The following is a 23,906-nucleotide window of genomic DNA, read 5'->3' as shown; positions in this document are numbered from 1 at the left end:
ACGCCTCAGTGACCGCTGGTCGCCTTCAGCCCCACCACGGCGACCAGCAACAGGCACACGAAGAAGATCCGGGCGGCGGTGACCGGCTCACCGAGCACCACCATGCCGAGCACCGCCGCCCCGGCCGCCCCGATGCCCACCCACACGCCGTAGGCGGTACCGATGGGCAGCGACTTCGCGGCGTACGACAGCAGGACCATGCTGGCCACGATCCCCGCACCGGTGAACACACTGGGCACCAGCCGGGTGAAACCCTCGCTGTACTTCATCCCGACCGACCAGCCCACCTCGAGCAGACCGGCGACGATCAGCAGAACCCAGGCCACGACGGACACCTCCGAGACGGACGACGACTCCTCTTCCGGTGCGTCGTCCTTGCCTGCGTCCCGGTACGGCGCGTCTCGTCGGGCTTCCTTCCGAACATAGCAAAGGCAGCGCGAAAGGGGCCGGTGACGACGGTCACCGGCCCCTTTCGCCGCCGAACTACAGGTACAGACCCGTGGAATCCTGCGACCCCTCGAAGCGGTCCGCGGCCACGGCGTGCAGGTCCCGCTCGCGCATGAGCACGTACGCCACACCCCGCACCTCGACCTCGGCCCGGTCCTCCGGATCGAACAGGACCCGGTCACCCGGCTCCACGGTCCGCACGTTCTGCCCGACCGCGACGACCTCGGCCCAGGCCAGCCGCCGGCCGACCGCCGCCGTGGCGGGAATCAGAATGCCGCCCCCCGACCGCCGCTCGCCCTCACCGGTCTCCTGCTTGACCAGAACCCGGTCGTGCAGCATCCGGATGGGAAGCTTGTCGTGCTGGGGGCCGCTGTGCTCGTTTCTCTTGGCGCTCACGCCTCGAACCTACCTGTCCTCGACCCGCCCGTACGCGCCCGGGTCAGCCCTTGCGCCGCCGGGAGCCCACGGTGAGCAGCCCGACGACCCCGACGGCGAGCACCGCGACCGGCACGACCCGCTCCAGCCGCAGCCCGCCCTCCGCGTCGACGAACTGCGCCCGCACCTCACTCACCACCCGGTTGACCTGCACGTACGCCCGGCCCACCGTGCGGTCGACATTGGCGACGACCTTGGCCTTCGCATCCCCGATGATCGTCTGCGGATGCACCCGCACCCCGATCTCGTCGAGCGTCTCGGCCAGCACCTCTCGGCGGCGCTTGATGTCCGCCTCGATCTGCGCCGGGGTTCTCGTGTCCGACGTCTCCGCCACCGTACGGCCTCCGAACTCTCCTGATGCTGTTCCGAACAGTTTGTCAGCTCCGCACCGCACCGCACCGCAAGGCCCCCCGGTTACGCTGGCCCGATGAGCGAGCGACTCCAGCCGGGGGACGTGGCCCCCGCCTTCACCCTCCCGGATGCCGACGGCACCGAGGTGTCCCTTGCCTCCCACAAGGGACGCAAGGTCATCGTCTACTTCTACCCGGCCGCCCTGACCCCCGGCTGCACCAAGCAGGCCTGCGACTTCACGGACAACCTGGACCTCCTGGCCGGCGCGGGCTACGACGTCATCGGCATCAGCCCCGACGCCCCGGAGAAGCTGGCGAAGTTCCGCGAGAAGGAGTCCCTGAGGGTCACGTTGCTGGCCGACCCGGAGAAGAAGGTCACCGAGGCCTACGGCGCCTACGGCGAGAAGAAGAACTACGGCAAGACGTACATGGGCGTCATCCGCTCCACGATCGTCGTGGACGAGGAGGGCAAGGTGGAAAAGGCCCTCTACAACGTCCGCGCCACCGGCCACGTGGCCAAGATCATCAAGGATCTGGCCATCTGAGGCCCGTATCCGCTGCCGACGGCCCGCACCGGGATGACTGGTGCGGGCCGTTTTCTCTTTTCCGTGCGTGACTGTCCGATAACCGGTTCGTTACTCCGTACGGGCTGCGAACGCACGCCCGGAACGGAGGGGCTCTGATGGGGGCCAGTGCATACACCAAGGAGCGGCTGGAGGAGGCGGCTCGTGGGGCGCGGACGTTGTTGGAGGCGTTGGAGGCGTTGGGGGTGGATCCGAGGAGTTCGACGCGGCGGTATGTCTGGGAGCGGATGAAGAAGCTCGGGGTGGATGTCTCCCACTTCGAGCGGGAGGGGGTGAAGTGGACGCGCGAGGTGCTTGAACGGGCCGTGGCTGCCTCCACGAACATGTGCGAGGTGCTGCGCCGTCTCGGCCTGGAGGTAGTCGGCGGCCACCACACGCACATCAGCCGCAGGATCAAGGCGTACGGGATCGATACGTCGCACTTCCAACTGCCGACGCAGCGAGGGAAGCCCTGGCGCGCCCGAACACCGGAGGCCCTGCTCATCGAGCAGGCGGTCGGCCAGGCCCGGCGCATCCCGAGTGACCGGCTCAAGTGGGCGATGACGTCCGTCGGCATGCCGGAGCGCTGTGCGCGGTGCGGCACGGAGCCGGTGTGGCGGGGCCGCCCGCTGCCGCTGGAGGTCGATCACATCGACGGCAACTGGTGTGACAACCGCATCGAGAACCTTCGGTTCCTCTGCCCCAACTGCCACTCGACCACGGACAATTACCGAGGGCGCGGCAAGGGCCGTCGTCGAGGCGGCGCCGTATGAGCAGCGGCGTGCAGTACACGCGTGAGCGGTTGGCCGAGGCCGCCGAGCGGTGTGCGAGCCTGGACGAGGTCATCGCCTTCTTCGGTACTCGCCCCTACGGCAAGCTTCGGCGCTACCTTGTGCGGCGATTCGCGCACTACGGGATCGACGTCTCGCACTTCTCCGACTCGGGCAGGCCCGGCCGCCCCGCGCGCGAGGAGCTGCGTGCGGCGGTCGCCGAGTCGCTCTCCATCGCAGGGACGCTACGCCGCCTCGGGCGCCCGGACACGGGCACCCAGCGCGCACTGCTGCGCGAGTGGGTCGTCGAGGAAGGCCTGTCGACGGTGCACTTTCTCGGTCAGGCGCACCAGCGAGGCAAGACGCACGTGCGCGCCAAGCGCCCCGAGGACGTCCTGGTCAAGCACGACGGCCGACGCCGGACGCGAACCCATCTGCTGCGCCGTGCGCTCCGCGAGCTGGGCGTTCCGGAGGAGTGCGCCGAGTGCGGTGTCGGGCCGGAGTGGCTCGGGCAGCCGATGACACTGGAGGTCGATCACATCAACGGCGACTGGAGCGACGACCGGCGCGAGAATCTCCGGTTGCTGTGCCCCAACTGCCACGCGACCACGAGCACCTGGTGCCGAGGGGGCGGACGGCGAAAGGCGCAGCCCCGTACACTGGGCGAGGCAAAACGGCCTGCAAGCTAATTGTCCGTTTTGGGGCGGTCGTGGCGAAATAGGCGATACGCGCGGGTTTTAGGTGCCCGTGGGAGAAATCCCGTGTGGGTTCGAGTCCCACCGGCCGCACCTGTGAGGGGCCGCCCAGCTGGGCGGCCCCTCCTCCACCCTCAGCCCAACAGCTCCCGTACCACCGGCACCAGCGCCCGGAACGCCTTCCCCCGGTGGCTGATCGCGTTCTTCTCCTCGGGGCTCAGCTCGGCGCAGGTGCGCGTCTCGCCGTCCGGCTGGAGGACCGGGTCGTAGCCGAAGCCGTTGGTGCCGGCGGGCGCGTGCCGGAGGACGCCCCGGAGCTGGCCCTCGACCACCCGCTCGCGCCCGTCCGGCAATGCCAGGGCCGCCGCGCACGCGAAGTGGGCGCCGCGGTGTTCCTCCGCGATGTCGGCGAGCTGGGCCAGCAGGAGGTCGAGGTTGGCCTTGTCGTCGCCGTGGCGGCCGGCCCAGCGGGCGGAGAAGATGCCGGGGGCGCCGTTCAGGACGTCGACGCAGAGTCCCGAGTCGTCGGCGACCGCGGGCAGGCCGGTGGCCTGGGCGAGGGCGTGGGCCTTCAGTAGGGCGTTCTCGGCGAAGGTGACGCCCGTTTCCTTGACGTCGGGGATGTCGGGGTAGGCGTCGGCGCCGATCAGCTCGTGGGGGAGGCCGGCGTCGGCCAGGATGGCCCTCAGCTCGGTGATCTTTCCGGCGTTGCGGGTGGCGAGGATCAAGCGGGTCATGTCCGCCAGTATTCCTCGCCGTGTGCTTAGCGCCGTGCCTGCCCCGTGTCTACAGTTCCGCCTGGCCCGCGCCCTTGAGTGTGCTCAGGTCGAAGATCTGGGCCATTTTGCCGAAGCCCAGGTCGCTGGGGTGCAGGTGGTCGCCGGAGTCGTAGTCGGGGCGCAGGCGGCGTGGGGCGTAGGGGTCGCGCAGGGCCTTGTCGAAGTCGACGACGGCGTCGTACACGCGGCCTGCCCGGATCTGTGCGTTGATCTGTTGGCGTACCGCCTCGCGGGCCGGTGTCCAGCCGCGGTGGCCCTGGAAGGGCATCAGGGTGGCGCCGACGGTCTTGAGGCCGTGGGCGTGGGCGTCGCGGACGAGGGTGCGCAGGCCGGTGAGGATCTTGTCGGGGTCGGGGAGGCGGGGGTTGCGCAGGATGTCGTTGACGCCGAGGTCGATGACGACGACCTTGACGCTCGGGTGGGTGAGTGCGTCCCGGTCGAAGCGGCCGAGGCCGCTCTGGTTCTCGGCGGGTCGGCCGAGTCCGTCGGCGAGTACCTGGTTGCCGCTGATGCCCTCGTTCACGACGCTGTAGCGCGGGACCTGCTGTCCGCCTTCGACCGCGGTGCGCAGTCGGCCGGCGAGGATGTCGGGCCAGCGGTGGTTGGCGCCGGTGGTGGAGGTTATGCCGTCGGTGATGGAGTCGCCGAAGACGACGACGGTGCCGTCGGCCTCGTTGCTGAGGATGTCGAGGGACGTCAAGTAGCGCCAGTACGGGGTTTGTTCGGTGTATGGCATGCCGGTGGCGTCCTCGGTGCGGTCACCCGTGGCCACGTAGGAGATCTGCCGGGCGTGGGGGTGGTAGGTGACCGGGCCGGAGGGTGTGGGGGAGTAGGTGGTGACGAGGATGTCGCTGTCGTGCGGGACGGCGAGGCGTACGGCGTCGCTGAGGACTTGTTCGCCGGCGGGGACGACCACGTCGGTGGAGCCGTTGAAGGTGAGGCGGCGCATTGACTCCGGGTCGGCCGCGGCGGTGCCGTCGCCGGCGGAGAGTGCGATCGAGGCGTGTGTGATGGTGAGCGGGGCTTGGCCGTAGAGGTTGGACAGGGTGATGCGGGCACTCGTACCGCCGGTGCTGGTGTGTACGACGTTGCGTACGGAGTGGCCCGCGAGGCCCTGTGTCTCGGTGCCGGGCTCGCCGCCCACCGGGGAGGCGGACCAGGCGCCGACCCAGGTGCCGGCTGAGGCTGGGGCGACGGAGGAGCCGTGATGGGGGTGGTCGTCGGTGAGGGCACCGAGCGAGGTGCCGTCGTGGGCCGCCACGGTGAGGTAGATGGCGGCGGACACGGCCATGACGAGCGCGATGAGCGCGCTCAGTACCGCATAACCATGACGCTTGGTCACGCTTGTGTTGTTCTCCTCGGGGATGGGAGCCCCGAGGCTCCGATCTTGGTGAGCCCATGATGCGTCATGGGCCGGGGAGAGCTGTCAGGACCCTGCCCAATACCCCCTCTCAGACAGACGCCGGGAACTCTTGTTCCGTTCCGGGAGTCGGTCAGGAAGGGACAATTGTGTGCGGGATCACCGCGGGAGCACCGAACGGGTGGAGCTGATGGAACCGACCGAGACGGAAGCAGCGCCGGCGCGGGGTGTGTCGTACAAGTCGATGACGGCCTTCACCCCGGCCGACGAGGAGCGCCGGCGCGGGGTGCGGCGCATGAAGCTCACGGCGACGAGCATGCTGCTGTTCGTGGCGGTGGTCTACGTCCTGGCCAAGCTCGCCTCGCAGGCGGGCGCCGGGGCCTGGGCCGACTATGTCGCCGCGGCCGCCGAGGCGGGCATGGTGGGCGCTCTCGCAGACTGGTTCGCCGTGACCGCGCTCTTCCGGCATCCGCTGGGGCTGCCGATCCCGCATACCGCGATCATCCCGACCAAGAAGGACCAGCTGGGTATTTCGCTGGGCGAGTTCGTCGGTGAGAACTTCCTTTCCCGGGACGTCGTGCGGCAGCGGTTGCACGCGGTCGGTATCGGGAGCCGGCTGGGGGTCTGGCTGGCTGATCCGGAGCACGCGGACCGGGTGACGGCGGAGCTGGCGACGGCGTTGCGCGGTGCGCTGACCGTGTTGCGGGACTCGGATGTGCAGGCGGTCGTCGGGGAGGCGATCACGCGGCGGGCCAACGCGCAGGAGATCGCGCCGGGTATCGGCAAGATGCTGGAGAGGGTCGTGGGCGACGGTGGGCACCGGCGGGCGGTGGATCTGGTGGTGGCCCGTGCGCACGACTGGCTGGTGCTGCATCGTGACGACGTGATGGTGGCGGTGGAGGGTGGTGCGCCCGGCTGGACCCCGAGGTTCGTGGACCGCAAGGTCGGTGAGCGGGTCTACAAGGAGTTGCTGCGGTTCGTCACCGAGATGCGGGACATGCCGTCTCATCCGGCGCGCGGTGCGTTGGACCGTTTCCTCACGGACTTCGCCTCCGACCTGCAGTCGGACACGGAGACCCGGGCGCGGGTGGAGCGGCTCAAGGGTGAGGTGCTGGGCCGGGGCGAGGTGCAGGAGCTGATCGCGTCCGCGTGGACGGCGGTGCGGTCCATGATCGTGGCCGCGGCGGAGGACGAGCGCAGTGAGCTGCGGCTGCGGGTGCGGGCCGCGTTGCTGTCGTTGGGGACGCGGATGGCGACCGAGCCGAAGGTGCAGGAGAAGGTCGACAGCTGGGTCGAGGGCGCGGCGGTGCACGTGGTGACGACGTACCGCAAGGAGATCACCTCGTTGATCACGGACACCGTGGCGAGCTGGGACGCCGAGCACACCACCCGGAAGATCGAGGCTCACATCGGCCGCGACCTGCAGTTCATCCGGATCAATGGCACGGTGGTGGGATCACTGGCGGGGCTGCTGATCTACGCGGTGACCCGGACGCTCGGCGCCTGAAACCGGGGAGGGCGGGCACCCGTTCTGCCGTCCCCCTCCGGTCAGGGGGACGTCCTCGGCGAGGAGGGAGCCATGGCCGCAGCGCAGCAGCCGCCGTCACCGGAATCCGCCGGGCCCGCGGAGACGGGCCGGACCATCACCACTGACATTCCCGCCCGGCTGGACCGTCTGCCGTGGTCCCGCTGGCACTGGACGATCGTGATCGGCCTGGGCACCGTGTGGATCCTGGACGGCCTGGAGGTCACGGTCGTCGGCAACATCGCGGGCCGCCTGGCCGAACCGGGCAGCGGGTTGTCGATCACCTCGGGCCAGATCACCGGCATGGCCGCCGCGCTGTACGTGGCGGGTGCCTGTTCGGGTGCCTTGTTCTGGGGCCGTCTGACCGACCGTTTCGGCCGCAAGAAGCTCTTCATGATCACCCTGGCGGTGTATCTGGCAGCGACGGCCCTGACGGCGGTGTCCTGGGAGGCCTGGTGGTTCTTCCTGTTCCGTTTCCTGACCGGTTTCGGTATCGGCGGTGAGTACGCGGCGATCAACTCCGCGATCGACGAGCTGATCCCGGCGCACTACCGCGGCCGGGTCGATCTGATCATCAACGGCAGCTTCTGGCTGGGCGCGGTCGGGGGCTCCTTGCTGTCGATCGTGGCCCTCAACACGAGCCTGTTGCCGAAGGACGTCGGCTGGCGTCTGACCTTCGCCCTCGGTGCCGTCCTCGCCCTGGTCATCCTGCTGGTACGGCGGCACGTCCCGGAGAGCCCCCGCTGGCTGCTGATCCACGGCAGGGACCGGGAGGCGGAGGAGATCGTCCGCGGGATCGAGCGCCGGGTGCGTGACGAGAAGGACGTGGCGCTGCCCGAGCCGCGGGGCGAGCTGGAGATCCGCCAGCGCGAGAGTGTGACGTTCATGGAGATCGCCCGCACGGTCTTCGGCCGTTACCGGCGCCGGGCGGTGCTCGGCTTCTCCCTCTTCATCGGCCAGGCGTTCCTGTACAACGCGATCACCTTCGGTTTCGGCGCGATCCTCACCAAGTTCTTCGGCGTGCCCGCGGACCGCACGGGCTACTACTTCGCGGTGATCGCGGTCGGCAACTTCTGCGGCCCGCTGCTGCTGGGCAAGCTCTTCGACACTGTCGGCCGCCGGGTGATGATCTCCTCGACGTATCTGCTCTCGGGTCTGCTGCTGTTCGGCACGGCGTGGCTGTTCGACCGGGGCGTACTCGGCGCGGGCACGCTGACGGCGTGCTGGTGCGCGGTGCTGTTCTTCGCCTCGGCGGGCGCCTCCAGCGCGTACCTGACGGTTTCCGAGATCTTCCCGATGGAGACGCGGGCGATGTCCATCGCCTTCTTCTACGCCCTGGGCACGGCGGCCGGCGGCATCAGCGGCCCGTTGCTGTTCGCCGACCTCACGGGCACGGGGAAGGTCGGCGACACGGTGCTGGCGTTCTCGATCGGCGCGGCCCTGATGTGCGCGGCGGGTCTGGTCGCGGCCTTCCTGGCGGTACGGGCCGAGCGCCGCTCCCTGGAGGACGTCGCCCGCCCGCTGACGGCGGTGGCGGCACGGGCCAGGGCGGCCACGGAGGGCGCGCCGGGCACGCAGGGTCCGTCGGTACCGCCGGCGCCGAGCACGCCGTAGGGCGTCAGGCCCCGGTGGTGGAGCCGGGCCGCACGATCATGAGGACGGTCACGGTGGCCCACAGCAGGTTGAACACCCCGGTGAACATGGCGAGCCGCGCGGGGTTCGCGTCCCGGCCCTCCACCAGCGCGTGCTGGGCGGGAAGCACGAGTACGGCGAGGACGGCGGCGGCGAGGGCGGTCAGCACGATGGACGCGAGCAGCCACCCGCTGCCGAGCACCCCCAGCTGGCCGGCGGTGGCGAACCCGAAGACCGGTACGACGACGCCGACGAGGGCGTAGACCCGGCAGATCTTGTGCAGCACGGCCAGGGTTCCGGTGGCGCCGGGCGCGCCGGGTGCGGCGAGGGCGCGGCGTGCGACGGGCGGGAACATGCTGGCCGCGACGGTCACGGGCCCCACGGCGACGATGGCGGCGAGGACGTGGACGGCGAGGAGGAACTTGGTCACCCGGTGACGGTAGGAGCCGGAAGGATCTTGCGGAAGTGGCGGGACTGCCAGTATCCGACGGATTCCCGCCGGTCGATGGACCACCGGTGTGAGCTGCGAACACCCCTGACTGGGTGCCGCAGTACCCCTGACAGGGTCCGCAGCACCCCTACGGGGTGTCGCTGGCGGCAATCCGTCGTAGGCCTATGATCCCGCCATGCACACGGTTGCCGTACTGGCGCTGGACGGCGTCATCCCGTTCGACCTCTCCGCCCCCGTCGACACCTTCGGCTGGGCGCGGCTGCCCGACGGCCGGGAGCCGTACCGGGTGCGGGTGTGCTCGGTGCGGGAGGAGGTGAGCGCGGGCGCGTTCACGGTGCGGGCGCCGTACGGCCTTCAGGCGCTCGCGGAGGCGGACACGATCATCCTGCCGGGGGTGGCCGACCCGCCCGAGGAGCTGCCGCCGGGGGTCGCGGAGGCGCTGCGGGCGGCGGCGCGCAACGGCACCCGGATCGCCTCGATCTGCGTAGGGGCGTTCCTCCTCGCGGCGACCGGCCTCCTGGACGGCCTGCGCGCGACCACACACTGGCGCGCGGCGGGGGAGCTGGCGGCGAGGTACCCGAGGGTGACGGTGGACCCGAACGTCCTCTACGTCGACAACGGCCAGTTCCTGACGTCGGCGGGCGCGGCCGCGGCGCTGGACATGTGCCTGCACATGATCCGCAAGGACTTCGGCTCGGCGGTGGCCGCGCACGCGGCCCGCATGTCCGTCATGCCGTTGGAACGGGAGGGCGGCCAGGCCCAGTTCATCGTCCACGACCTGCCCCCGGCGCCCTCGGGCGCGACGCTGGAGCCCCTGCTGCACTGGCTGGAGGACCACTGCGACCGCGACATGACGGTGGACGAGATCGCGGCCCAGGCCGGCATGAGCACCCGCACCCTCAACCGCCGCTTCCGCGAACAGACCGGCACGACGCCCCTGCAGTGGCTGCACCGGGCCCGGGTACGGCGGGCCCAGTACCTGCTGGAGACGACGCCGTACCCCGTGGAACGCGTCGCGGCGCAGACCGGTTTCGGTTCCCCCACGGCGTTCCGGGAGCGCTTCCGAAGAGTGGTGGGCACGAGTCCACAGGCCTATCGGAGGGCGTTCAGGGCGGGGGAGACGGTGCGGTGACGGCTTGGCGGTCCTCGTCTGTGATCACCCGGCCTGTTCGCGTCTCTAGGCCTTGCGGTCGGCGACGGCCCAGGAGGCGAGGGCGACGGCCCCGGCGACACCGAGTACGGACGGCCAGGCGCCGACCTTCTTGGCGAGCGGGTGGGACCCGGCGAAGGCGGCGAGGTACGCGGCGCTCAACGCGCCCGCGGCCTTCCCCCCGGCCTGCTTGCGCCACTGCTGAGCGGCGGCGACCCCGGCGACACCCAGCACGGCCCCGCCCAGCTGCCGCTTCTTGGTCCAACGGGCCACGCCGTACCCGCCGACGAGCCCGGTGGCGGCAACAACTGCACTGGGAACCCTGGCCACGACAGCCTCCTCTTTCACTGCTTTTTCCTTTTGTCCACGGCCGAGGCTAACGCCCGGCTGCCGGGCTCGCCTTACCTGAGTCGACACTTGTCAACTTTCCAGCGGCGAGTTATATAAGAGCCGTAGGGCATCGCATTCCAGCCCCTGAGGAGAGGAGTGACCTGTGATGCTCATGCGAACGGATCCCTTCCGTGAACTCGACCGCCTCACGCAGCAGCTCTTCGGAGACACCACGCGCCCGGCCGCGATGCCGATGGACGCCTACCGCGCGGGGGACGACTTCCTGGTCCGCTTCGACCTGCCCGGCGTCGACCCCGAAACGATCGAGCTGGACGTCGAGCGCAACGTCCTCAACGTCCGCGCCGAGCGCGGGAACCCGGCCCCCGAGGGCGCGGAGATGGTGGTGGCGGAGCGCCCCACGGGCACCTTCACCCGCCAGCTGTTCCTCGGCGACACCCTCGACACGGAGCGCATCGACGCGTCGTACGAGGCCGGCGTCCTGACCCTGCGCATCCCGGTGGCCGAGCAGGCCAAGCCGCGACGCATCCAGATCGCGGGCGGCGACGGCGGCCGCAAGCAGCTCAGCACCTGACGGCCCCCTTGCCGACCGGCCGGCGAAACCACGCGCCCCGGGCCCCGAGCGGACCCGGGACGCGACCGCCCGTGTACGGCCGGCCCGGACCACGTCCCTCCCTTGCCACGCATCACGACACCTTGACGAACTCCCTCCCGTGAGCACCGCATGACGGGGTACCGGGTTGCCGGTGCCCCGAAGTGCCGAAGTGCCGCATGGAGCGCCCCGGAGGAGGAGCCGGCACGATGACTGTGACGACCCCGCACCAGAGAACGACCATCCCCACCCCGTCCCGCCCGGCCCCCGACGCCGACACCACCCGCTGGGCCGAACTGACCGAGGCGGTACGCGAGGCGGGCCGGTACACGACGAGGGCGGAGGCGGAACGCGTGACCCGCATCGTCCTCTCGGCCCTGGGCGGCCACGTGACCGGCGACGAACGCGTGGCCCTGGCCCGCTCCCTCCCCCGAGAAGCGGCCCGGGTGATCGCCTCCCAGATCCCCGCGACGCACCCCCTGACGGCAAGGGAGTTCGTGGAGTCGGTGGCAACCCGTATCGAGGGCTCAACCCCCGCGACGGCCCGCTGGGACGTCAGCTCGGTCCTCAGCGTCCTGGCCAACTGGGTGGGCGACCCTCTGACCACCCGCCTCCTCACCCAACTCCCCCCGGGCTACGCCCTCCTGTTCGGCCGCGCGGACTTGGCACCGACGGAGTAACGCCTTCGACACCGGGGCGCCGCGCAACGCCTGCGCGGCGCCCGTGGACTTTCGAGGCCGCTCGCCCAGGGGGCACCGGCCCCGCCTCCCCGGACCTGCGGGTCGCCGAACCACCCGGCGCGCATGCGATCCGTCCGGGCGCTCGCGGCCCGGGGCGCGAACGCGGCGGATCCTAGGACCGGTACCGGTTGCCTTACGGCCCCTCGACACCGACGGCAAGCTCGACGCCTGCTCGGGTTGCTGGTACCTCGTCGGCCACTGCCGTACTGACCACCAAGAGGACTTGTTATTACGCTGCGCCCATGATTCGTGCCGTTGTGTTCGACGTCGGCGAGTGCCTCGTAGACGAAACCAGGGAGTACGGCGCCTGGGCTGACTGGCTTGGTGTGGCCCGTCATACCTTCCACGCGATGTTCGGCGCGGTCATCGCGGAGGGGCGTGACTACCGAGAGGTGTTCCAGGAGTTCCGCCCCGGCTTTGACCTGCACGAGGAACGTAAGAGGCGAGTCGCGTCCGGACAGCCGGAGACGTTCGGGGAAGAGGATCTGTACGGTGACGTCCGGCCGGCCCTTGCCGGATTGCGTGCGGAGGGCATCTGGCTGGGCATAGCAGGGAACCAGACGATCCGGGCCGGCAAGATCCTTCGGGAACTGTTTATGGATGACGTCGACTTGATTGGCACCTCGGACGACTGGGGAGCCAGCAAGCCAGATCCGGCCTTCTTCCGCCGTGTTGCCGAGGCGGTGCCCTTCCGTATGGACGAGATCCTCTATGTCGGTGACCGCATCGACAACGACATCCGGCCAGCCGCCGCCGCGGGCATGCACACCGCCCTGGTCCACCGAGGGCCGTGGGCCACGATCCAGTGGCGTACGGCGGAAGCCAAGAGGCTGCCGACGTTCAGGCTCGAGAACCTCGGGGAGCTGTCCGGACGGATCAAGAGCGTCAACGACTCAGCAGGTTGACACCCGCTGTCTGGCTACGCCGAGGCCCTGTCAGCCGACGACCGAGTGCCGACGAGGAACAACGTCCACGCGGACGCTGAGACAGTGAGACGGAGGCGGTCAGGGCGTTTCGAGTCGCGTATGAGGACACCCCGTGATACGAACGCCGCCTCCACACACTCGGTAGCGTTGCCGCCGCTGTACGACGACTTGAACCAGACCAGATCAGTACCGGGCTGACGGCCGACGGTCATTTACAACTCCTTGCGGGCGCGGTGGATCAGGCTGGAGGAGGCCTCCATGTCCAACGCTTGTGCGCGCAGGTACTCGAACGCAAGCCTGTAGCGCTCCAGTTCCTCGTCCTTCTCCAGGAAGAGGGATCCGGTGTGGAAGTCGACGTAGACCACATCAAGAGTCGGCTCCTGGCCGCCGATGATGACGAAGCTGCCGAGCGCCGCCGCGTGAGCGCCCTTGGAGAAGGGCAGCACTTGCAGTGTGATGTGGCGAGACTCATTGGCCTCAAGCAGGCGGTCGAGCTGCCCCCTCGTGATCTGTGGGGAACCGACAACCCTTCGGATGACGGACTCGTCCAGGATGGCCCACAGGCGAAGGGGCTCGGGCCGCGAAAGGATCTCCTGGCGCTTCATACGGATGTCGACGAGCCGTTCGATCTCCTCGACTCCCAGGGGTACTTCGTTGGCCTTTTGCAGAGCGGTGCTGTAGTCACGGGTCTGGAGCAGCCCTGGGACGTAGACGCAGGAGAAGTGGCTCTCTCCGATCGCTTCGTCCTCAAGGGTGAGCAGCAGGTTCATGCTCTCGGGGATCGAGTCGGCAAACGTGCTCCACCAGCCTTGCTGCTTCGCGTCCTTCGCGATCCCGACAACGGCCCGCCGCTCGGCCTCGGTGGCGCCGTACTGCCGGCACAGGGCCTCGACAATGATCCACTTGACCGGCCCGGCCTGGGTCTCGTACCGGCTGACCGTTGCCTTCGATACACCGACAAGCTGTCCGGCCTCTTCCAGCGTCAGCCCTCTGCGAGCACGCAACTTGCGCATCATCGCGCCAAGTTGGCGTCGGCGGGTGGTGGTCCGTTCAGACATGCGGCTCCTTTGCCGTGAACCGGGCGGCGGGCCCGGAAGACGCCCATCAGGCTAGGTACCTCGATGCGAGCCCACCATCGGGTTCACCCGATCGATTCTGGTGAGAAGTTACATGGCGAGACTTCTCGTATGCCATGCTCGATCTCGGACCGCTACGCAGTGCAGCCGCTCAGATACGGCAGGCGCAGGCATGTGCGTGGCCCGGGAGTGAGGATTGGTCATGTCCGTCCCCGAAACGACCGAATGCCGAGTCCGCTGCGTCCTGCCGTTTGAAGCCGCGCCGGGCGAGGTGACGCTCCTGCGAAGAGCTGCCGTGAGGCAACTGAGCAGGTGGGGTACGCCGGTGGCGGTCGACGAGGCTGAAGTCATCGTTACCGAGCTGGCGACGAACGTCGTCAAACACGTCGGGGAGGGCACTTCGGCGACGCTGGTGCTGGAGTGGAGGCGTGATCGGCTGCGGCTGGAGGTCCACGACAGGAGTCCTGCCCTTCCGTCTCCCCGAAGCGCAGGTTGCTACGAAGAGTGCGGCCGAGGCCTGCATCTCGTCGCAGGCCTAGCCATGGACTGGGGTGCAGCTCTCACCGCTGCCGGCAAGGCGGTCTGGTGCGAGGTGCCGCTCAGTACGGGGACGGGATGCCGTCGGATCGATCGGGCCGTTGAGGTGCTGGAGAGGTACCAGAGCACCGGGAACGGCGTAGGCCGGCACGGACGGAGCCGGGACACCGGCCTGGAGGAGTCCGCAGTCGAGCTGATCGCCGACCTGCTCCACTGGACGGCCGCGCGCGGGCACGACCCGGACGACATCCTGGACCGGGCTCAAATGCACTACGAAGCCGAGGCGGAGGCGGCCTAGTGGAGCGCCGACCGGGTGGACTTCCTCATCTGCGCCCGCAGAGATGCTGGAGTGCGCCAGGATCCTCCGGGGCGGCTCCTGTGGCACATCCTGTGGCAGTTGGCGCACAGGCAAGCCAGGTCGTCGAGCCGGGTCTCCCGGCTTCCGGAGACGTGCAAGGGAGTGACATGGTGCACTTCGATGTATCCGTCACCGAGTTCACCGTAAGTGTGCGCGAAGTCGAATGCGCATACTTCGCAGTGGAGCGGCCGCCCTCGACGCCGGGCCTGCTCGATCTTCAGCTTGCGCAGCCTCGGGTCTCGCTCCCGAGCGAGGGCCCGGCGAACGAGAAGACGCCCTTCGATGGCTGTGGCGCCCGTCTCATCGACTTCGTCGGGCTGAGGTGGAATGCCGTACAGCTCACCCGAGCCGATTCCCTCCTCGATGGCCTGCGCAGCCTGGAGCATCTCGGCTTCACGGTGAATCAGCGCGTCGATCATCAGCAGCGTCGGTCTGCCGCACCGCGTGCGTGCTCCGCCGTACTGCGGGTGATTCGTCATGAAGTCGGTCGTCTTGCGGCTGACACTGCCCGGAGACCGGAAGCCGGGCAGGGTGAGAGCCTCGGCGCCGTGGATCGGAAGCGAGCGCAGCAGCCCAGACAGCTCTTGCACTTCCGGATCCTCGGTCCTGAGCTCCCTCCAGCCGTTCTTCACGACCAGGGCACCAGCCAGAACAAGCTCGTCTTCGGTCCACGCAGGCGTCCGCATGAGCCATATCGTATGAGTGTTCGGAGTGCCGGAGGGTGCGTTCATGGAAGCGCGGGGCGTGCTGCACACTTGGTGAGGTCTCGTTGTCAGTGGGGTCTGTCACCCTCAGTGATGGTGGATTGCAAGATGTGTCTGCCGCTGCATGGCTGTAAGGAGGGGGCATGACCCGCACCAACGAATTGAAGTACACATCGGTGGAGATCTGTGCCGGGGCCGGAGGGCAGGCTGTGGGTCTGCACAACGCCGGTTTCAAGCACTTGGCGCTCATTGAGATCGACAAGGACGCTTGCCAGACGCTCAGGGATAACACTGAGGGCAACCCGGAATGGGGGGCCTGCAAGGTCATCGAAGCGGACCTGCGGGAGTTTGACCACGCTGACCTCGGCCTGCGGTCCGGGGAGCTCGACCTCCTGGCCGGCGGGGTGCCGTGCCCGCCTTTCTCAGCTGCGGGGAAGCAGCTCGGCCGTGACGACGAGCGTGATCTCTTCCCCACGATGCTCGACCTCATTGATCACCTTGAGCCCAAGGCTGTCATGATCGAGAACGTGCGCGGGCTGCTCGACCCGAAATTCAAGGAGTACCGCGAGGAGATCATCAAGAGCCTGGAGTCCATGGGCTATGAGCCGTGCTACTGGGACATCCTTGAAGCCAAGGACTACGGTGTGCCGCAGCTTCGGCCACGGGCCATCCTCGTCGCGATGAAGCCCCAGTACGCCCGCTACTTCGAGCACCACAAGCCTGTCGAGAACACGCTCGTGACGGTCGGCGCGGCGCTGCACGACTCGATGCGTGAGCGGTACGACGCTGTCGCAGACGACCCCAGGGCGGAAGCGGCCTTCAAGAGGTGGTACGAGAAGGCGCTGGAAGGCGTGGCACCCACGGTCGTCGGTGGCTCGAAGAAGCACGGTGGTGCGGACCTGGGGCCGACGCGGGCCAAGAAGGCGTGGGAGGACCTGGGCGTGTGTGCTCTGGGAGTCGCCAACGAGCCCGAGGTCATGAAGGACCCGGAGCGTGACCTCTTCGCTGCGAAGGGCCCGAAGCTGACGGTCACGCAGGCAGCACTGATCCAGGGCTTCCCGGACAAGTGGAAGTTCGCGGGCCGTAAGACAGCTGCGTACCGGCAGGTGGGCAATGCCTTCCCGCCGCCGGTTGCCCAGGCTGTGGGTAACCAGATCTACGCCGCGTTCGAAGCCGAGGAGAAGGCACGGCTGGCCTGACCTGGCCGCTATCTCTTGGTCGCCCGGAGACGGCTGACGGTTGCCGCGATCTTCAGCGCGCACTCTGCCGCTGGGTCGTGCTCCCAGAATCGGAGCACGGTCCAGCCGGCTGCACGGAGCTGCTCGTCGGTGTCCCGGTCGCGTGCCATGTTGCGGGCGACCTTGTCGGACCAGTAGCCGGGATTCCTCTTCGGCGGCACATAGTGTTCGGGACAGCCGTGCCAGTAGCAGCCGTCGATGAATACGGCAAGCTTCGCGGGACGGAAGACGATATCTGCTGTCCTGCGAAGGCCGGGTAGGGGCTTGGCGGCTACCCGGTAACGCAGGCCCTGGGCATGAAGCAGGCTGCGCACCAGTCGCTCGGGCTTGGTGTCCCGGCTGCGGATCGCTTGCATGTTCCGTCGGCGGGCAGCAGATGAGGCCCACGAGCCCTCGGGCGGTACCCAGGGCTCATCCTCGGCGGGCTGCTTGTTCTGTTCCGGCATCCTGTTTCCTGCTGGATCACTCAGTCCTGAGTGGTTGCCTTCTTCGTCTCGGGCAGAAGGGGCGCCGGCTCTTCCGGGTCGTCTGGCCGCGCCTTGACCCAGTGCCGGCCTTCGAGCAGAACGCTCGGCTGTCCTAGATGATGTTGCTTGGCCTCAACGACACGGATGCTGACGTTCTCACCTTCCTGCGGGACCGGGAGCCCCAGCTGTTCAGCGACAGCCTGATGGTTCGGGTAGTCGCCGCAGATGAGGATTCCCTCCATACGAAGCTTCTCCCGTGCGCCTCCGTTGTACCGCACTCGCTTCATGTAGTCCTTCTGCATCGCAAGGGTACGTATGACGGTGCGGTTGACGCGGCGTCCCTGTACCCGGCGGAAGAGCTCGTTGACCTTCGCCTGGCCCGGACTGCGCTTTGACCCGTCACCAGCGTGCAGGACCGCGCCACGCGTCCCCTTGTCGAGATGCAGCAGAAGATTCTCCTCAAGAGGTGCTTGGTGCCAGAGCCACGTCACCAGAGAGTAGTGCTGCTTGGTCAGCTGAAATTTCCCGTCCCGATTGCCCTTCTTTGTTACGGTTCCACTGGTAGTCAGCTTGATGCGATTCGCCCGCAGCAGCCCCGCGCTCCATTGCCCTAGGTGATCGTCAGCCCACACCACGAGGCAGACCTCGTCCAGGGCCTCTGGCGGGATCATCCAGCCGTAGAGCTTCTGGGAGAACTTGCAGTCGACCTCGATCCCCTCGATCAGGTAGTCGAGGTCCTCTCCGCTGCTGAGGTCGAACTCCCGTAGCAGATTGATCTCGACGAGTGTCCCGGCATGTGTCTTCTCAGTCTTGTGTAGGTCGTTCCAGTCGAACCGGCCGGTGTGCTCACCGTCCAGAAGCTGGTCGATGCTGTCCCGCAGTACCCGTGCGAAGCGCTGACCCTGCGGGTCGAGGCCAAGGAGATGCTGCCGTACGAGCATCAGCTCAGGGTCGCCGAAGACACCTGGTGCTGGGCCGGAGTCGTCGAAGAGCGTCACGGGAACTCCTGAGGGTGAGGGTTATTCAATGGGGGACGTTGGAATTTCGGGCGCCGGTACACGGGAGTCACCTGATCGTGCCAGGCGGTACGCAACCCCGTCATTCAGGAAGGTCGGAGCTGTGCAGCCGGGCTCTGCGGGGTGCACCGAAATGGAAACCCACTCGCCTTGATGTATTACATGTGCCAGTCCTAGCGATTCTGCGATACGCCTGTGGCGCTGCTGGTAGCCGAGGATGAGTATTCCGTCTTTTCGCAAATCGATCCGGGCGTCGCGCACCCGTTTGGAGCTGTCATCCTGGGCTGCTACCGTTTGCACGGTCAGCTTACTGACTAGGACTCCTTGTTTCATGCTAAATAGCTTGTTCACGCGCGGCTGGCCGCCGCCAGGTGTAGAGAATATGGCGGCTACGGATTCCGGATTTTCTCGGTGCCATTCCATCAGCTGGTTCCGAGGATATTCTGACCCCTCTATCAGCCATCGAATCGACTTCCTGCCGGCGGAGTGAAAGCTGCGCTTCCTGTCGCGCGTGGATGCCGGACGGAGCAGGTCGGGATGTGCGCGGACAACTCCAACACTGAACCGGGACGTCAGCTCGGAGGCCTCCATCACCAGTAGTATCTGCCCGACGTTTCTGGGGGCGATCATCCAATCACCCGTTGCGCTGAACTTGGCGTCCACCTCATGCCCGGCGATCAGGTAGTCCAACGTATTTCCATGACCGAAGCCGAACTCTGCCCGCGTGAGTATCTCTACCTTCGCGCCGAGATACGACTTCTCAGTTCCTGAGACGTTGCTGAAATCGAACCGCCTAGTTCTGGGGCCGTCCAGAACCTCATCAAAGGACCGGCGGAACACGCTCGCAAAACGGCGTCGGAGTGAGCCCTTGCCTTTGGTGCTTATCTCTTCTATCACCTCCTCTAGTGCCACATCCTTGACATCTGCGTGAGCCTTCAAAGGCTGACTCTCCTGCACCTACCCCACCCCGTGAAGTGATCAAGCTTTGCGAGAACCAATATTCAGGCCTAAACAGCCGGAATTGTGGCGTCATTCGCATGGCTTGAGTTCTTGGCGCGGAACCGGACCAACCGATGGTCCCCGCTTTCCGCCGAAGTCGGGGGGATCAGGGTGAAAGCCATCACGAGTTTCGACGGATCCGCCACGCCGTTCCGGACGACTGCATGCACGTCACTGTGGCTGTCTCCCTCGACGACCGGATACAGCAGCGCGACGCCTGTCGTGGGACTGACGCGCAAGCCGTCACCAGAGGGCTCCGCAGCCGTCGAAGAGGCTTCATCAATCAGGCGCTGTGCTGCGGTGCGGTGCTCAACGCTGGCGATGCGACCGAAGGAGGCCTTGCCGGTCTGCCGGCTTCGCCGGACGAGAGACAGCGGCAGTGAGCCAAGGATGCTTGCCTCAACACGTGTGTTGGCGGCCAGACGAGGCGAGACGAGGAGCCACTCATCCACCTTGGCCAGCGTGCCGTCCAGCTGGCTGAGGTAGGTCAGATGAGGGGCGAAGTGACCTGGACGCTCCCATTCAAGCTGAGAGAGCACAGAGACGAGCTGGCTGTGGGGGACCGTGCCAGTCAGTGCCTCGAAGGTGCGGGGCAGAGAGCTGGAGTTGTCCGGCGGATTGGTGAAGGAGACCGCTCCGGGCTTCAACGCGCTCAGCAGGGGGAGCCAACGTTCGGTGTTCCGCTTAAGCGCTCCGCTGTTCACTGGGTACGAGGCAGGCTCGATGGGACGACCGGGCGATCGGACCTCGACCAGTTCGGCGTTGAACATCTTGTTGCGAGCCGAGGGCTTGATCCAGGGCAGGTGCTGCGCCACAAGGGGAGGCACCTGCATAGGCGTTACCTGCGGCTTGCCGTCAACGACCACGGCGTACTGCGCCAACTGCTCGCGGAACGTCTCCTCGTCACGGCAAATCGCTTCGTACGCCTCATAAAGGTCGGCGTACTTGTCACGCCCAAACGGCTCCTCCCGCCCTATGTAGAGGCGGACCAGATCCCGGTAGCCCGGCCTGAAACCGAACCAGCGGCCCATCTGCATCAGGGTGTCCGCTTGCTGGGTGGTACGGCGGTAATACGTGACCGTGAGCCCTTCCACCGTGAAACCGCGGGACAGTTTCGTTCCGCCGACCAGGATCTTCCAGACGTGCGGCGTCCGGTCGAAGTCGAGGTCGAGCTGGTCGAAGTAGCGGTCCGAGTCACCGTTCACGACGATGACCGGCTGACCGCCCGAACCGATGCGCTGACGGGCGGTGTGCACGTGGGGGCGCAGTTCTTCGTAAGAGGCAGGATGGGGAAGGTCCGCAGCGCGTGCCTCACTGACCGGTGCGAAATCCGACGCCCACAGCGCGGCGAGCCTCTCATGCCCGGCGGTAGAGCTGTAGCCCGCCTGATGCCACATGGAATTGATGCGCAGAGCCAGCTCGGCGTGATCGTCTTTGCGTACGGACTGATGGACGAGCATCGTGTGGTGCCGGAACGGGTCGTCGGGCACGCCGTGTGCAGCCCGGTACAGCTTCAGCGCGCCAGACAGCAGGAAGGCGTCCATCGCCTCCTGAAGGCGGTCTCCAGTGGACTCGTAGATGTCCCGGATGTGAGCCTTCTCCTGAGAGTTCGCGTAAGTGCGGTCTTCCTGGGGGATCGCGGAGTCCAGGTCATGGAAGTCCTGGGCACCCATGTACCCGGCCGGGCGGGGCAGGGAGATCAGGAAGTCGCTCGGGAAAAGGTCCTCGTCGTCACCGGGGTCAATGAACACGTTGGCGAACGGAGTGGCCGTGTAGCCCACGTACTGCGCGCGCGGGAGGAGCTTCAGGAGCTGCGAGAGGAGACCGTTGATCGCCGTGCGATCTGTGCTGCCTTGCTGCCACTTCTTCGGGTCTAGTGTGTTGACGGAGGCCTGGTCGGATTCGTCGTCGATGATCAGGGCAGGCAGTTCTCCCAGTAGCCCGTGGATTTGCTTGAGATCCTTCACAAGCTTCGTCAGCACTGATTTGTTCTTTTTCACCACGAGGACGCGTGCTGCCGCATGGTGGAGGTTCATCGGATCATGCAGCGGGCGGGCGGGCTCCCGCTTCTCGAACTCGAGCGCGCGGATGCCCTGCGCCAGGCTCTTGTAGTCGTTGTCGAGGGTCGTCAGGCGCTCGATGTCGAAGGCTCCGAGTGCGGACGGGCGGCCACCGTGCTGGACGAATACGGGCCAGTCCTCGTCATCGCCCACGTAGTCCACGCCTACCAGGGAGTCCAAGTCCGTGATGTCGGCGCCGCGCAGGATGTTCTCCTGCCCTATGAGTTCCATGTCGAGACGGCGTTGAGTCTGGCGTCGTAGCAGATTGAGGGTGCCGCCCAGCACGATGACGAGGCGATAGCCGGCGTCGATGGCCTTGGCGGCGACGCCCGTGAAGTTCGCCGTCTTACCCGACTGTACGTAGCCAACGACCAGGCCCTTCGCCTGGCGGGCTGCCGACTGCTCCGGGTCAGTGAGACGCTCGACGACGGCTCGGCTCGCCTCGTCCAGGCTGGCGATCGCAGCGTCCGACCAGCCCTTCGCGCGCAGCTTGTTCTCGTAGGCGGTCCAGTAGAAGGAGCGGACTGCCGCACGCTCGGGTGTGTACCAGGGGGCGAAGTCGCGCGTGATCACCGTGGGCCCTGGAACCTTGGCCACAGGCACCACATCGTCGAGAGCTTTGCGCACGTCACTGCCGAACCGGAGACGGTCGTACACGATCGCACGGCGTGCGTCAGAGCGCGCAGGCGTGTCCTGAGCCCAGCGCGCACTCTGGGCAAAGTCCCAGGCGGTGAGGTGACGGCGCCACAAGGCGATGAGCGCTTCATCACCGCTCATGAGGCACGCGTGGAACAACTCCTCGCTCAGATCGGCATCGGGGAAGTCGTCAGCCGCTGCAACCGCTGCCCACTGTGCGAAGTTGCCAGGGCCGGTTCGCATGCCGGCCAACGCGGAGGTGTGGATTTCAAGCAGCACGGCGGCTGGGGTGTGGCTCATGTGAAGTCCTCAGTCACGGGTCAGAGAGGTCCGAAAGCTGCGCGGCTGCGTCAGGAGACTGCCTGCGCACGCCGTGTGCGCTGTGCGTCTACCGATGCCAGGAGGATGGTGTTCCAGTAGTCCATCCGGTCTTGGCGCCCGCGCTCCCAGCGCCCAAGCCCGAAGCAGTCCTCAAGAAGCAGGTACAGCAGAGTCTTGGTCACCGGTGCGTCGTTGGCGCCGCCACGCCTGCCGTCGTTGAAGTCCTCGCGATAGGCCTTGTTGAGGACGACGGTGTTGCGTTCCCGGTCCAGGCGGAAGAACTGGTTGGGAGGCAGCGGACCCCAGATGAAACTGATCGGCTCTTCGCCGGGCTTCTCGGGCAGTTCTTCCTTGATGACACGCTTGATCTTCGGGTCCAGGCCCTTGCCGGGCGGTGTGACGGGCCTGCGGACGATTTCGGTGCGCCGGGATCCGTCCCGGTAAGCGGCCTCGGCGTCAGCCAGGTACGTGTGGAAGATACGTCCGGCAGAGTCCGCCGCCTTTTCCACGCCGAGCGTGAAGGCTGGGGTCACTGTGACGTTCTCCTTTTTCACGTCCAGACTCAGAACGCTGTTCTCGCCCGGCGGGAGATCGACTGCGACCCGCGCCAGCACGAGGTGGCTCTCGGCGTTACGCAGGCCGTTCCAACCTCCTGCCTGCACCAGGCGGTCGTTGCGGTAGAAGTAGAACCCCTGCCGTGCAGTGAGCGAGCCGATCTGCCGGAAACCGGCCTGCTTGGACTTCGCGGGCCAGACGTGTGCAGTCAGCCGTACATCGCCCAAGCCTTCCACTGGCGCCGTGAACTCCCGGGGATACCCCGGCTTCCCCGGGAGCTTGTAACCAAAGGGGTCAAGTGCCTCTACGGCGATGTGGTCAACTTCTTCGCCGAGACCGCGCTGCCCGCTGCTTACGTCCCACACTGCGATGTCGAGATGCAGACCGCGTTGCAGGTAACGGTGAAGGTAGAGACCAAGATGGGTCTCCAGACGGGCTATCGCCTTCGACAAGAACTGGTCGCTCTGCCCGCGGCCGACGGTCTCGAAGGCACGTACCCCGTCCCATCGCACGATCGTGCCCTGCCACTCGATGATCCCGTCGTAACGGTCTACGAGGTCCTGGGCGTAGCGTGGATCGACGGTGTCGCAGCGGAAGCTGTCTTCGATGCCTTCTGCGGTGACGCGCCGTCCCGCAGCGCGGGTTTGCCTGGTGCGACTTACCACGGTGAGCGAGGAGGCATGAGACAGGGAAGCCGCCTTCAGGCCCGTGCCGTACATCCCCAGGGCTCTCTCACCGTAGTCGCGGCGGTGGCCCACGGTCATCGCCGCATTGAGGCCTGCCTCGTCCATGCCCTTGCCGTTGTCGATGACGAGCAGCGTGAGGATCCGGCTCGCGTCGCGAAGGAAGTGCACCACTACCTGGTCGGCACCAGCATCGATGGAGTTGTCTATGAGGTCCGCCACGGCAACCTCGAAGCCGTAACCCTGGTTGGTCAGAGCCCTTCCGTATCCGGCGTCTGGCGGCAGGTGCGTGCTGCCGGTGGTCGGGACGTCGTACTGCCAGTCAGCACCGGACTCGTAGGCCATGCTTCCTCAAATGCGCAGGTCAAGGCGAGCCGCGTACATAGCGGCCCCATACAACGGTCGTGGTGTGACGGTACTGCAAAGGTTGGACATACGGGGAGTTGAATGCTGAAGTTGGGCGGTAAGTCCCTATTCGCCGACGTCAGTTCGG

General features: G+C 67.2%; 26 protein-coding genes, 1 tRNA gene and 1 riboswitch. Of the genes, 12 read left to right on the top strand and 15 right to left on the bottom strand.

Annotated features, from left to right (window positions below; translation table 11 throughout):
- Positions 1-5 precede the first annotated feature (5 nt).
- From AB0D93_RS36345 to AB0D93_RS36335, 3 genes are all read right to left on the bottom strand, one after another.
- Positions 6-326, bottom strand: a complete 321-nt coding sequence (locus AB0D93_RS36345) for a multidrug efflux SMR transporter (protein ID WP_362129277.1) — start codon at positions 324-326, stop codon at positions 6-8.
- Positions 327-363: 37 nt separating this feature from the next.
- Positions 364-437: riboswitch (guanidine-III (ykkC-III) riboswitch) on the bottom strand.
- Between the two features lie 46 nt (positions 438-483).
- On the bottom strand, positions 484-843 hold the full coding sequence (locus tag AB0D93_RS36340; RefSeq protein WP_362129273.1) for a co-chaperone GroES: 360 nt from the start codon (positions 841-843) through the stop codon (positions 484-486).
- 43 nt (positions 844-886) lie between these two features.
- Positions 887-1,216 (bottom strand): DUF3618 domain-containing protein, encoded by a 330-nt coding sequence (locus AB0D93_RS36335; protein ID WP_362129270.1) that lies wholly within the window; start codon positions 1,214-1,216, stop codon positions 887-889.
- 93 nt (positions 1,217-1,309) lie between these two features.
- Here AB0D93_RS36335 and bcp point away from each other — a divergent pair, with 93 nt between their 5' ends.
- The 4 genes from bcp (at position 1,310) to AB0D93_RS36315 (ending at position 3,353) form a co-directional block, all read left to right on the top strand.
- Positions 1,310-1,777, top strand: coding sequence for a thioredoxin-dependent thiol peroxidase (bcp, locus tag AB0D93_RS36330; protein ID WP_362129267.1), 468 nt, complete (start codon positions 1,310-1,312; stop codon positions 1,775-1,777).
- Between the two features lie 137 nt (positions 1,778-1,914).
- Complete coding sequence (locus AB0D93_RS36325) at positions 1,915-2,568, top strand: HNH endonuclease (protein WP_362129264.1); 654 nt, start codon at positions 1,915-1,917, stop codon at positions 2,566-2,568.
- Positions 2,565-3,254, top strand: a complete 690-nt coding sequence (locus AB0D93_RS36320; protein WP_362129261.1) for an HNH endonuclease — start codon at positions 2,565-2,567, stop codon at positions 3,252-3,254. The genes AB0D93_RS36325 and AB0D93_RS36320 overlap by 4 nt, the downstream gene beginning before the upstream one ends.
- A gap of 14 nt (positions 3,255-3,268) precedes the next feature.
- Positions 3,269-3,353 (top strand) — tRNA-Leu (locus tag AB0D93_RS36315).
- Positions 3,354-3,394: 41 nt separating this feature from the next.
- Here the strand turns inward: AB0D93_RS36315 and rdgB are convergent.
- Both rdgB and AB0D93_RS36305 read right to left on the bottom strand, forming a co-directional pair.
- Entirely contained in the window at positions 3,395-3,997 is a 603-nt protein-coding gene (gene rdgB, locus AB0D93_RS36310) for an RdgB/HAM1 family non-canonical purine NTP pyrophosphatase (RefSeq protein ID WP_362129258.1), read from the bottom strand.
- A 49-nt stretch (positions 3,998-4,046) separates the two neighbouring features.
- Positions 4,047-5,381 carry an SGNH/GDSL hydrolase family protein gene (locus AB0D93_RS36305; protein WP_362129255.1) on the bottom strand — a complete coding sequence of 445 codons (1,335 nt, stop codon included), beginning with the start codon at positions 5,379-5,381 and terminating at the stop codon, positions 4,047-4,049.
- Between the two features lie 208 nt (positions 5,382-5,589).
- Between AB0D93_RS36305 and AB0D93_RS36300 the strand changes: the two genes are divergently transcribed.
- Together AB0D93_RS36300 and AB0D93_RS36295 are read left to right on the top strand one after the other, a co-directional pair.
- On the top strand, positions 5,590-6,906 hold the full coding sequence (locus tag AB0D93_RS36300; RefSeq protein WP_362129252.1) for a DUF445 domain-containing protein: 1,317 nt from the start codon (positions 5,590-5,592) through the stop codon (positions 6,904-6,906).
- Positions 6,907-6,978: 72 nt separating this feature from the next.
- Positions 6,979-8,538, top strand: coding sequence for an MFS transporter (locus tag AB0D93_RS36295; RefSeq protein ID WP_362129248.1), 1,560 nt, complete (start codon positions 6,979-6,981; stop codon positions 8,536-8,538).
- 4 nt (positions 8,539-8,542) lie between these two features.
- On the opposite strand, the gene AB0D93_RS36290 is transcribed toward AB0D93_RS36295, so the two are convergent.
- Complete coding sequence (locus tag AB0D93_RS36290; RefSeq protein WP_362129245.1) at positions 8,543-8,986, bottom strand: hypothetical protein; 444 nt, start codon at positions 8,984-8,986, stop codon at positions 8,543-8,545.
- A 196-nt stretch (positions 8,987-9,182) separates the two neighbouring features.
- On the opposite strand from AB0D93_RS36290, the gene AB0D93_RS36285 reads away from it, so the two are divergent.
- On the top strand, positions 9,183-10,139 hold the full coding sequence (locus tag AB0D93_RS36285) for a helix-turn-helix domain-containing protein (protein ID WP_362129242.1): 957 nt from the start codon (positions 9,183-9,185) through the stop codon (positions 10,137-10,139).
- Positions 10,140-10,184: 45 nt separating this feature from the next.
- Here the strand turns inward: AB0D93_RS36285 and AB0D93_RS36280 are convergent, their stop codons facing one another.
- Positions 10,185-10,487, bottom strand: coding sequence for a hypothetical protein (locus AB0D93_RS36280; RefSeq protein WP_362129239.1), 303 nt, complete (start codon positions 10,485-10,487; stop codon positions 10,185-10,187).
- A 166-nt stretch (positions 10,488-10,653) separates the two neighbouring features.
- On the opposite strand from AB0D93_RS36280, the gene AB0D93_RS36275 reads away from it, so the two are divergent.
- The 3 genes from AB0D93_RS36275 (at position 10,654) to AB0D93_RS36265 (ending at position 12,742) form a co-directional block, all read left to right on the top strand.
- Positions 10,654-11,079: an Hsp20/alpha crystallin family protein gene (locus tag AB0D93_RS36275; protein ID WP_362129236.1), complete on the top strand. Its 426-nt coding sequence runs from the start codon at positions 10,654-10,656 to the stop codon at positions 11,077-11,079.
- A gap of 227 nt (positions 11,080-11,306) precedes the next feature.
- Complete coding sequence (locus AB0D93_RS36270) at positions 11,307-11,777, top strand: DUF2267 domain-containing protein (protein WP_362129233.1); 471 nt, start codon at positions 11,307-11,309, stop codon at positions 11,775-11,777.
- 302 nt (positions 11,778-12,079) lie between these two features.
- Positions 12,080-12,742: an HAD family hydrolase gene (locus AB0D93_RS36265; RefSeq protein WP_362129230.1), complete on the top strand. Its 663-nt coding sequence runs from the start codon at positions 12,080-12,082 to the stop codon at positions 12,740-12,742.
- A 14-nt stretch (positions 12,743-12,756) separates the two neighbouring features.
- Here AB0D93_RS36265 and AB0D93_RS36260 read toward each other — a convergent pair whose 3' ends face one another.
- On the bottom strand, positions 12,757-12,975 hold the full coding sequence (locus tag AB0D93_RS36260) for a DUF397 domain-containing protein (protein WP_362129227.1): 219 nt from the start codon (positions 12,973-12,975) through the stop codon (positions 12,757-12,759).
- Positions 12,976-13,821 (bottom strand): helix-turn-helix transcriptional regulator, encoded by an 846-nt coding sequence (locus AB0D93_RS36255; protein WP_362129220.1) that lies wholly within the window; start codon positions 13,819-13,821, stop codon positions 12,976-12,978. It lies immediately after the preceding gene.
- Between the two features lie 220 nt (positions 13,822-14,041).
- Between AB0D93_RS36255 and AB0D93_RS36250 the strand changes: the two genes are divergently transcribed.
- The gene (locus tag AB0D93_RS36250; RefSeq protein WP_362129217.1) at positions 14,042-14,674 is read left to right on the top strand and encodes an ATP-binding protein; all 633 of its coding nucleotides are present in this window, start codon (positions 14,042-14,044) and stop codon (positions 14,672-14,674) included.
- Here the strand turns inward: AB0D93_RS36250 and AB0D93_RS36245 are convergent.
- On the bottom strand, positions 14,671-15,420 hold the full coding sequence (locus tag AB0D93_RS36245; protein WP_362129214.1) for an HNH endonuclease: 750 nt from the start codon (positions 15,418-15,420) through the stop codon (positions 14,671-14,673). The two genes, AB0D93_RS36250 and AB0D93_RS36245, sit on opposite strands and share 4 nt — an antisense overlap.
- Positions 15,421-15,581: 161 nt before the next feature.
- On the opposite strand from AB0D93_RS36245, the gene AB0D93_RS36240 reads away from it, so the two are divergent.
- The gene (locus tag AB0D93_RS36240; protein ID WP_362129210.1) at positions 15,582-16,637 is read left to right on the top strand and encodes a DNA cytosine methyltransferase; all 1,056 of its coding nucleotides are present in this window, start codon (positions 15,582-15,584) and stop codon (positions 16,635-16,637) included.
- 8 nt (positions 16,638-16,645) lie between these two features.
- Here AB0D93_RS36240 and AB0D93_RS36235 read toward each other — a convergent pair whose 3' ends face one another.
- Genes AB0D93_RS36235 through AB0D93_RS36215 form a run of 5 tightly spaced genes read right to left on the bottom strand, consistent with a single transcriptional unit; the run spans position 16,646 to position 23,758 of the window.
- Positions 16,646-17,122 (bottom strand): very short patch repair endonuclease, encoded by a 477-nt coding sequence (locus AB0D93_RS36235; protein ID WP_362129207.1) that lies wholly within the window; start codon positions 17,120-17,122, stop codon positions 16,646-16,648.
- A 20-nt stretch (positions 17,123-17,142) separates the two neighbouring features.
- On the bottom strand, positions 17,143-18,141 hold the full coding sequence (locus tag AB0D93_RS36230) for a NaeI family type II restriction endonuclease (protein ID WP_362129204.1): 999 nt from the start codon (positions 18,139-18,141) through the stop codon (positions 17,143-17,145).
- A 21-nt stretch (positions 18,142-18,162) separates the two neighbouring features.
- Positions 18,163-19,116 (bottom strand): NaeI family type II restriction endonuclease, encoded by a 954-nt coding sequence (locus tag AB0D93_RS36225; RefSeq protein ID WP_362129201.1) that lies wholly within the window; start codon positions 19,114-19,116, stop codon positions 18,163-18,165.
- A gap of 50 nt (positions 19,117-19,166) precedes the next feature.
- Entirely contained in the window at positions 19,167-22,154 is a 2,988-nt protein-coding gene (locus AB0D93_RS36220; protein ID WP_362129198.1) for a Z1 domain-containing protein, read from the bottom strand.
- A gap of 50 nt (positions 22,155-22,204) precedes the next feature.
- Positions 22,205-23,758, bottom strand: a complete 1,554-nt coding sequence (locus tag AB0D93_RS36215; protein WP_362129195.1) for an ATP-binding protein — start codon at positions 23,756-23,758, stop codon at positions 22,205-22,207.
- Positions 23,759-23,906 lie beyond the last annotated feature (148 nt).

This window comes from Streptomyces sp. NPDC048191, from assembly GCF_040652655.1.
Taxonomy (GTDB): Bacteria; Actinomycetota; Actinomycetes; order Streptomycetales; family Streptomycetaceae; genus Streptomyces.
Note: the sequence above shows the minus strand (reverse complement) of the source record. Positions and strands in the feature narration are given on the sequence as shown.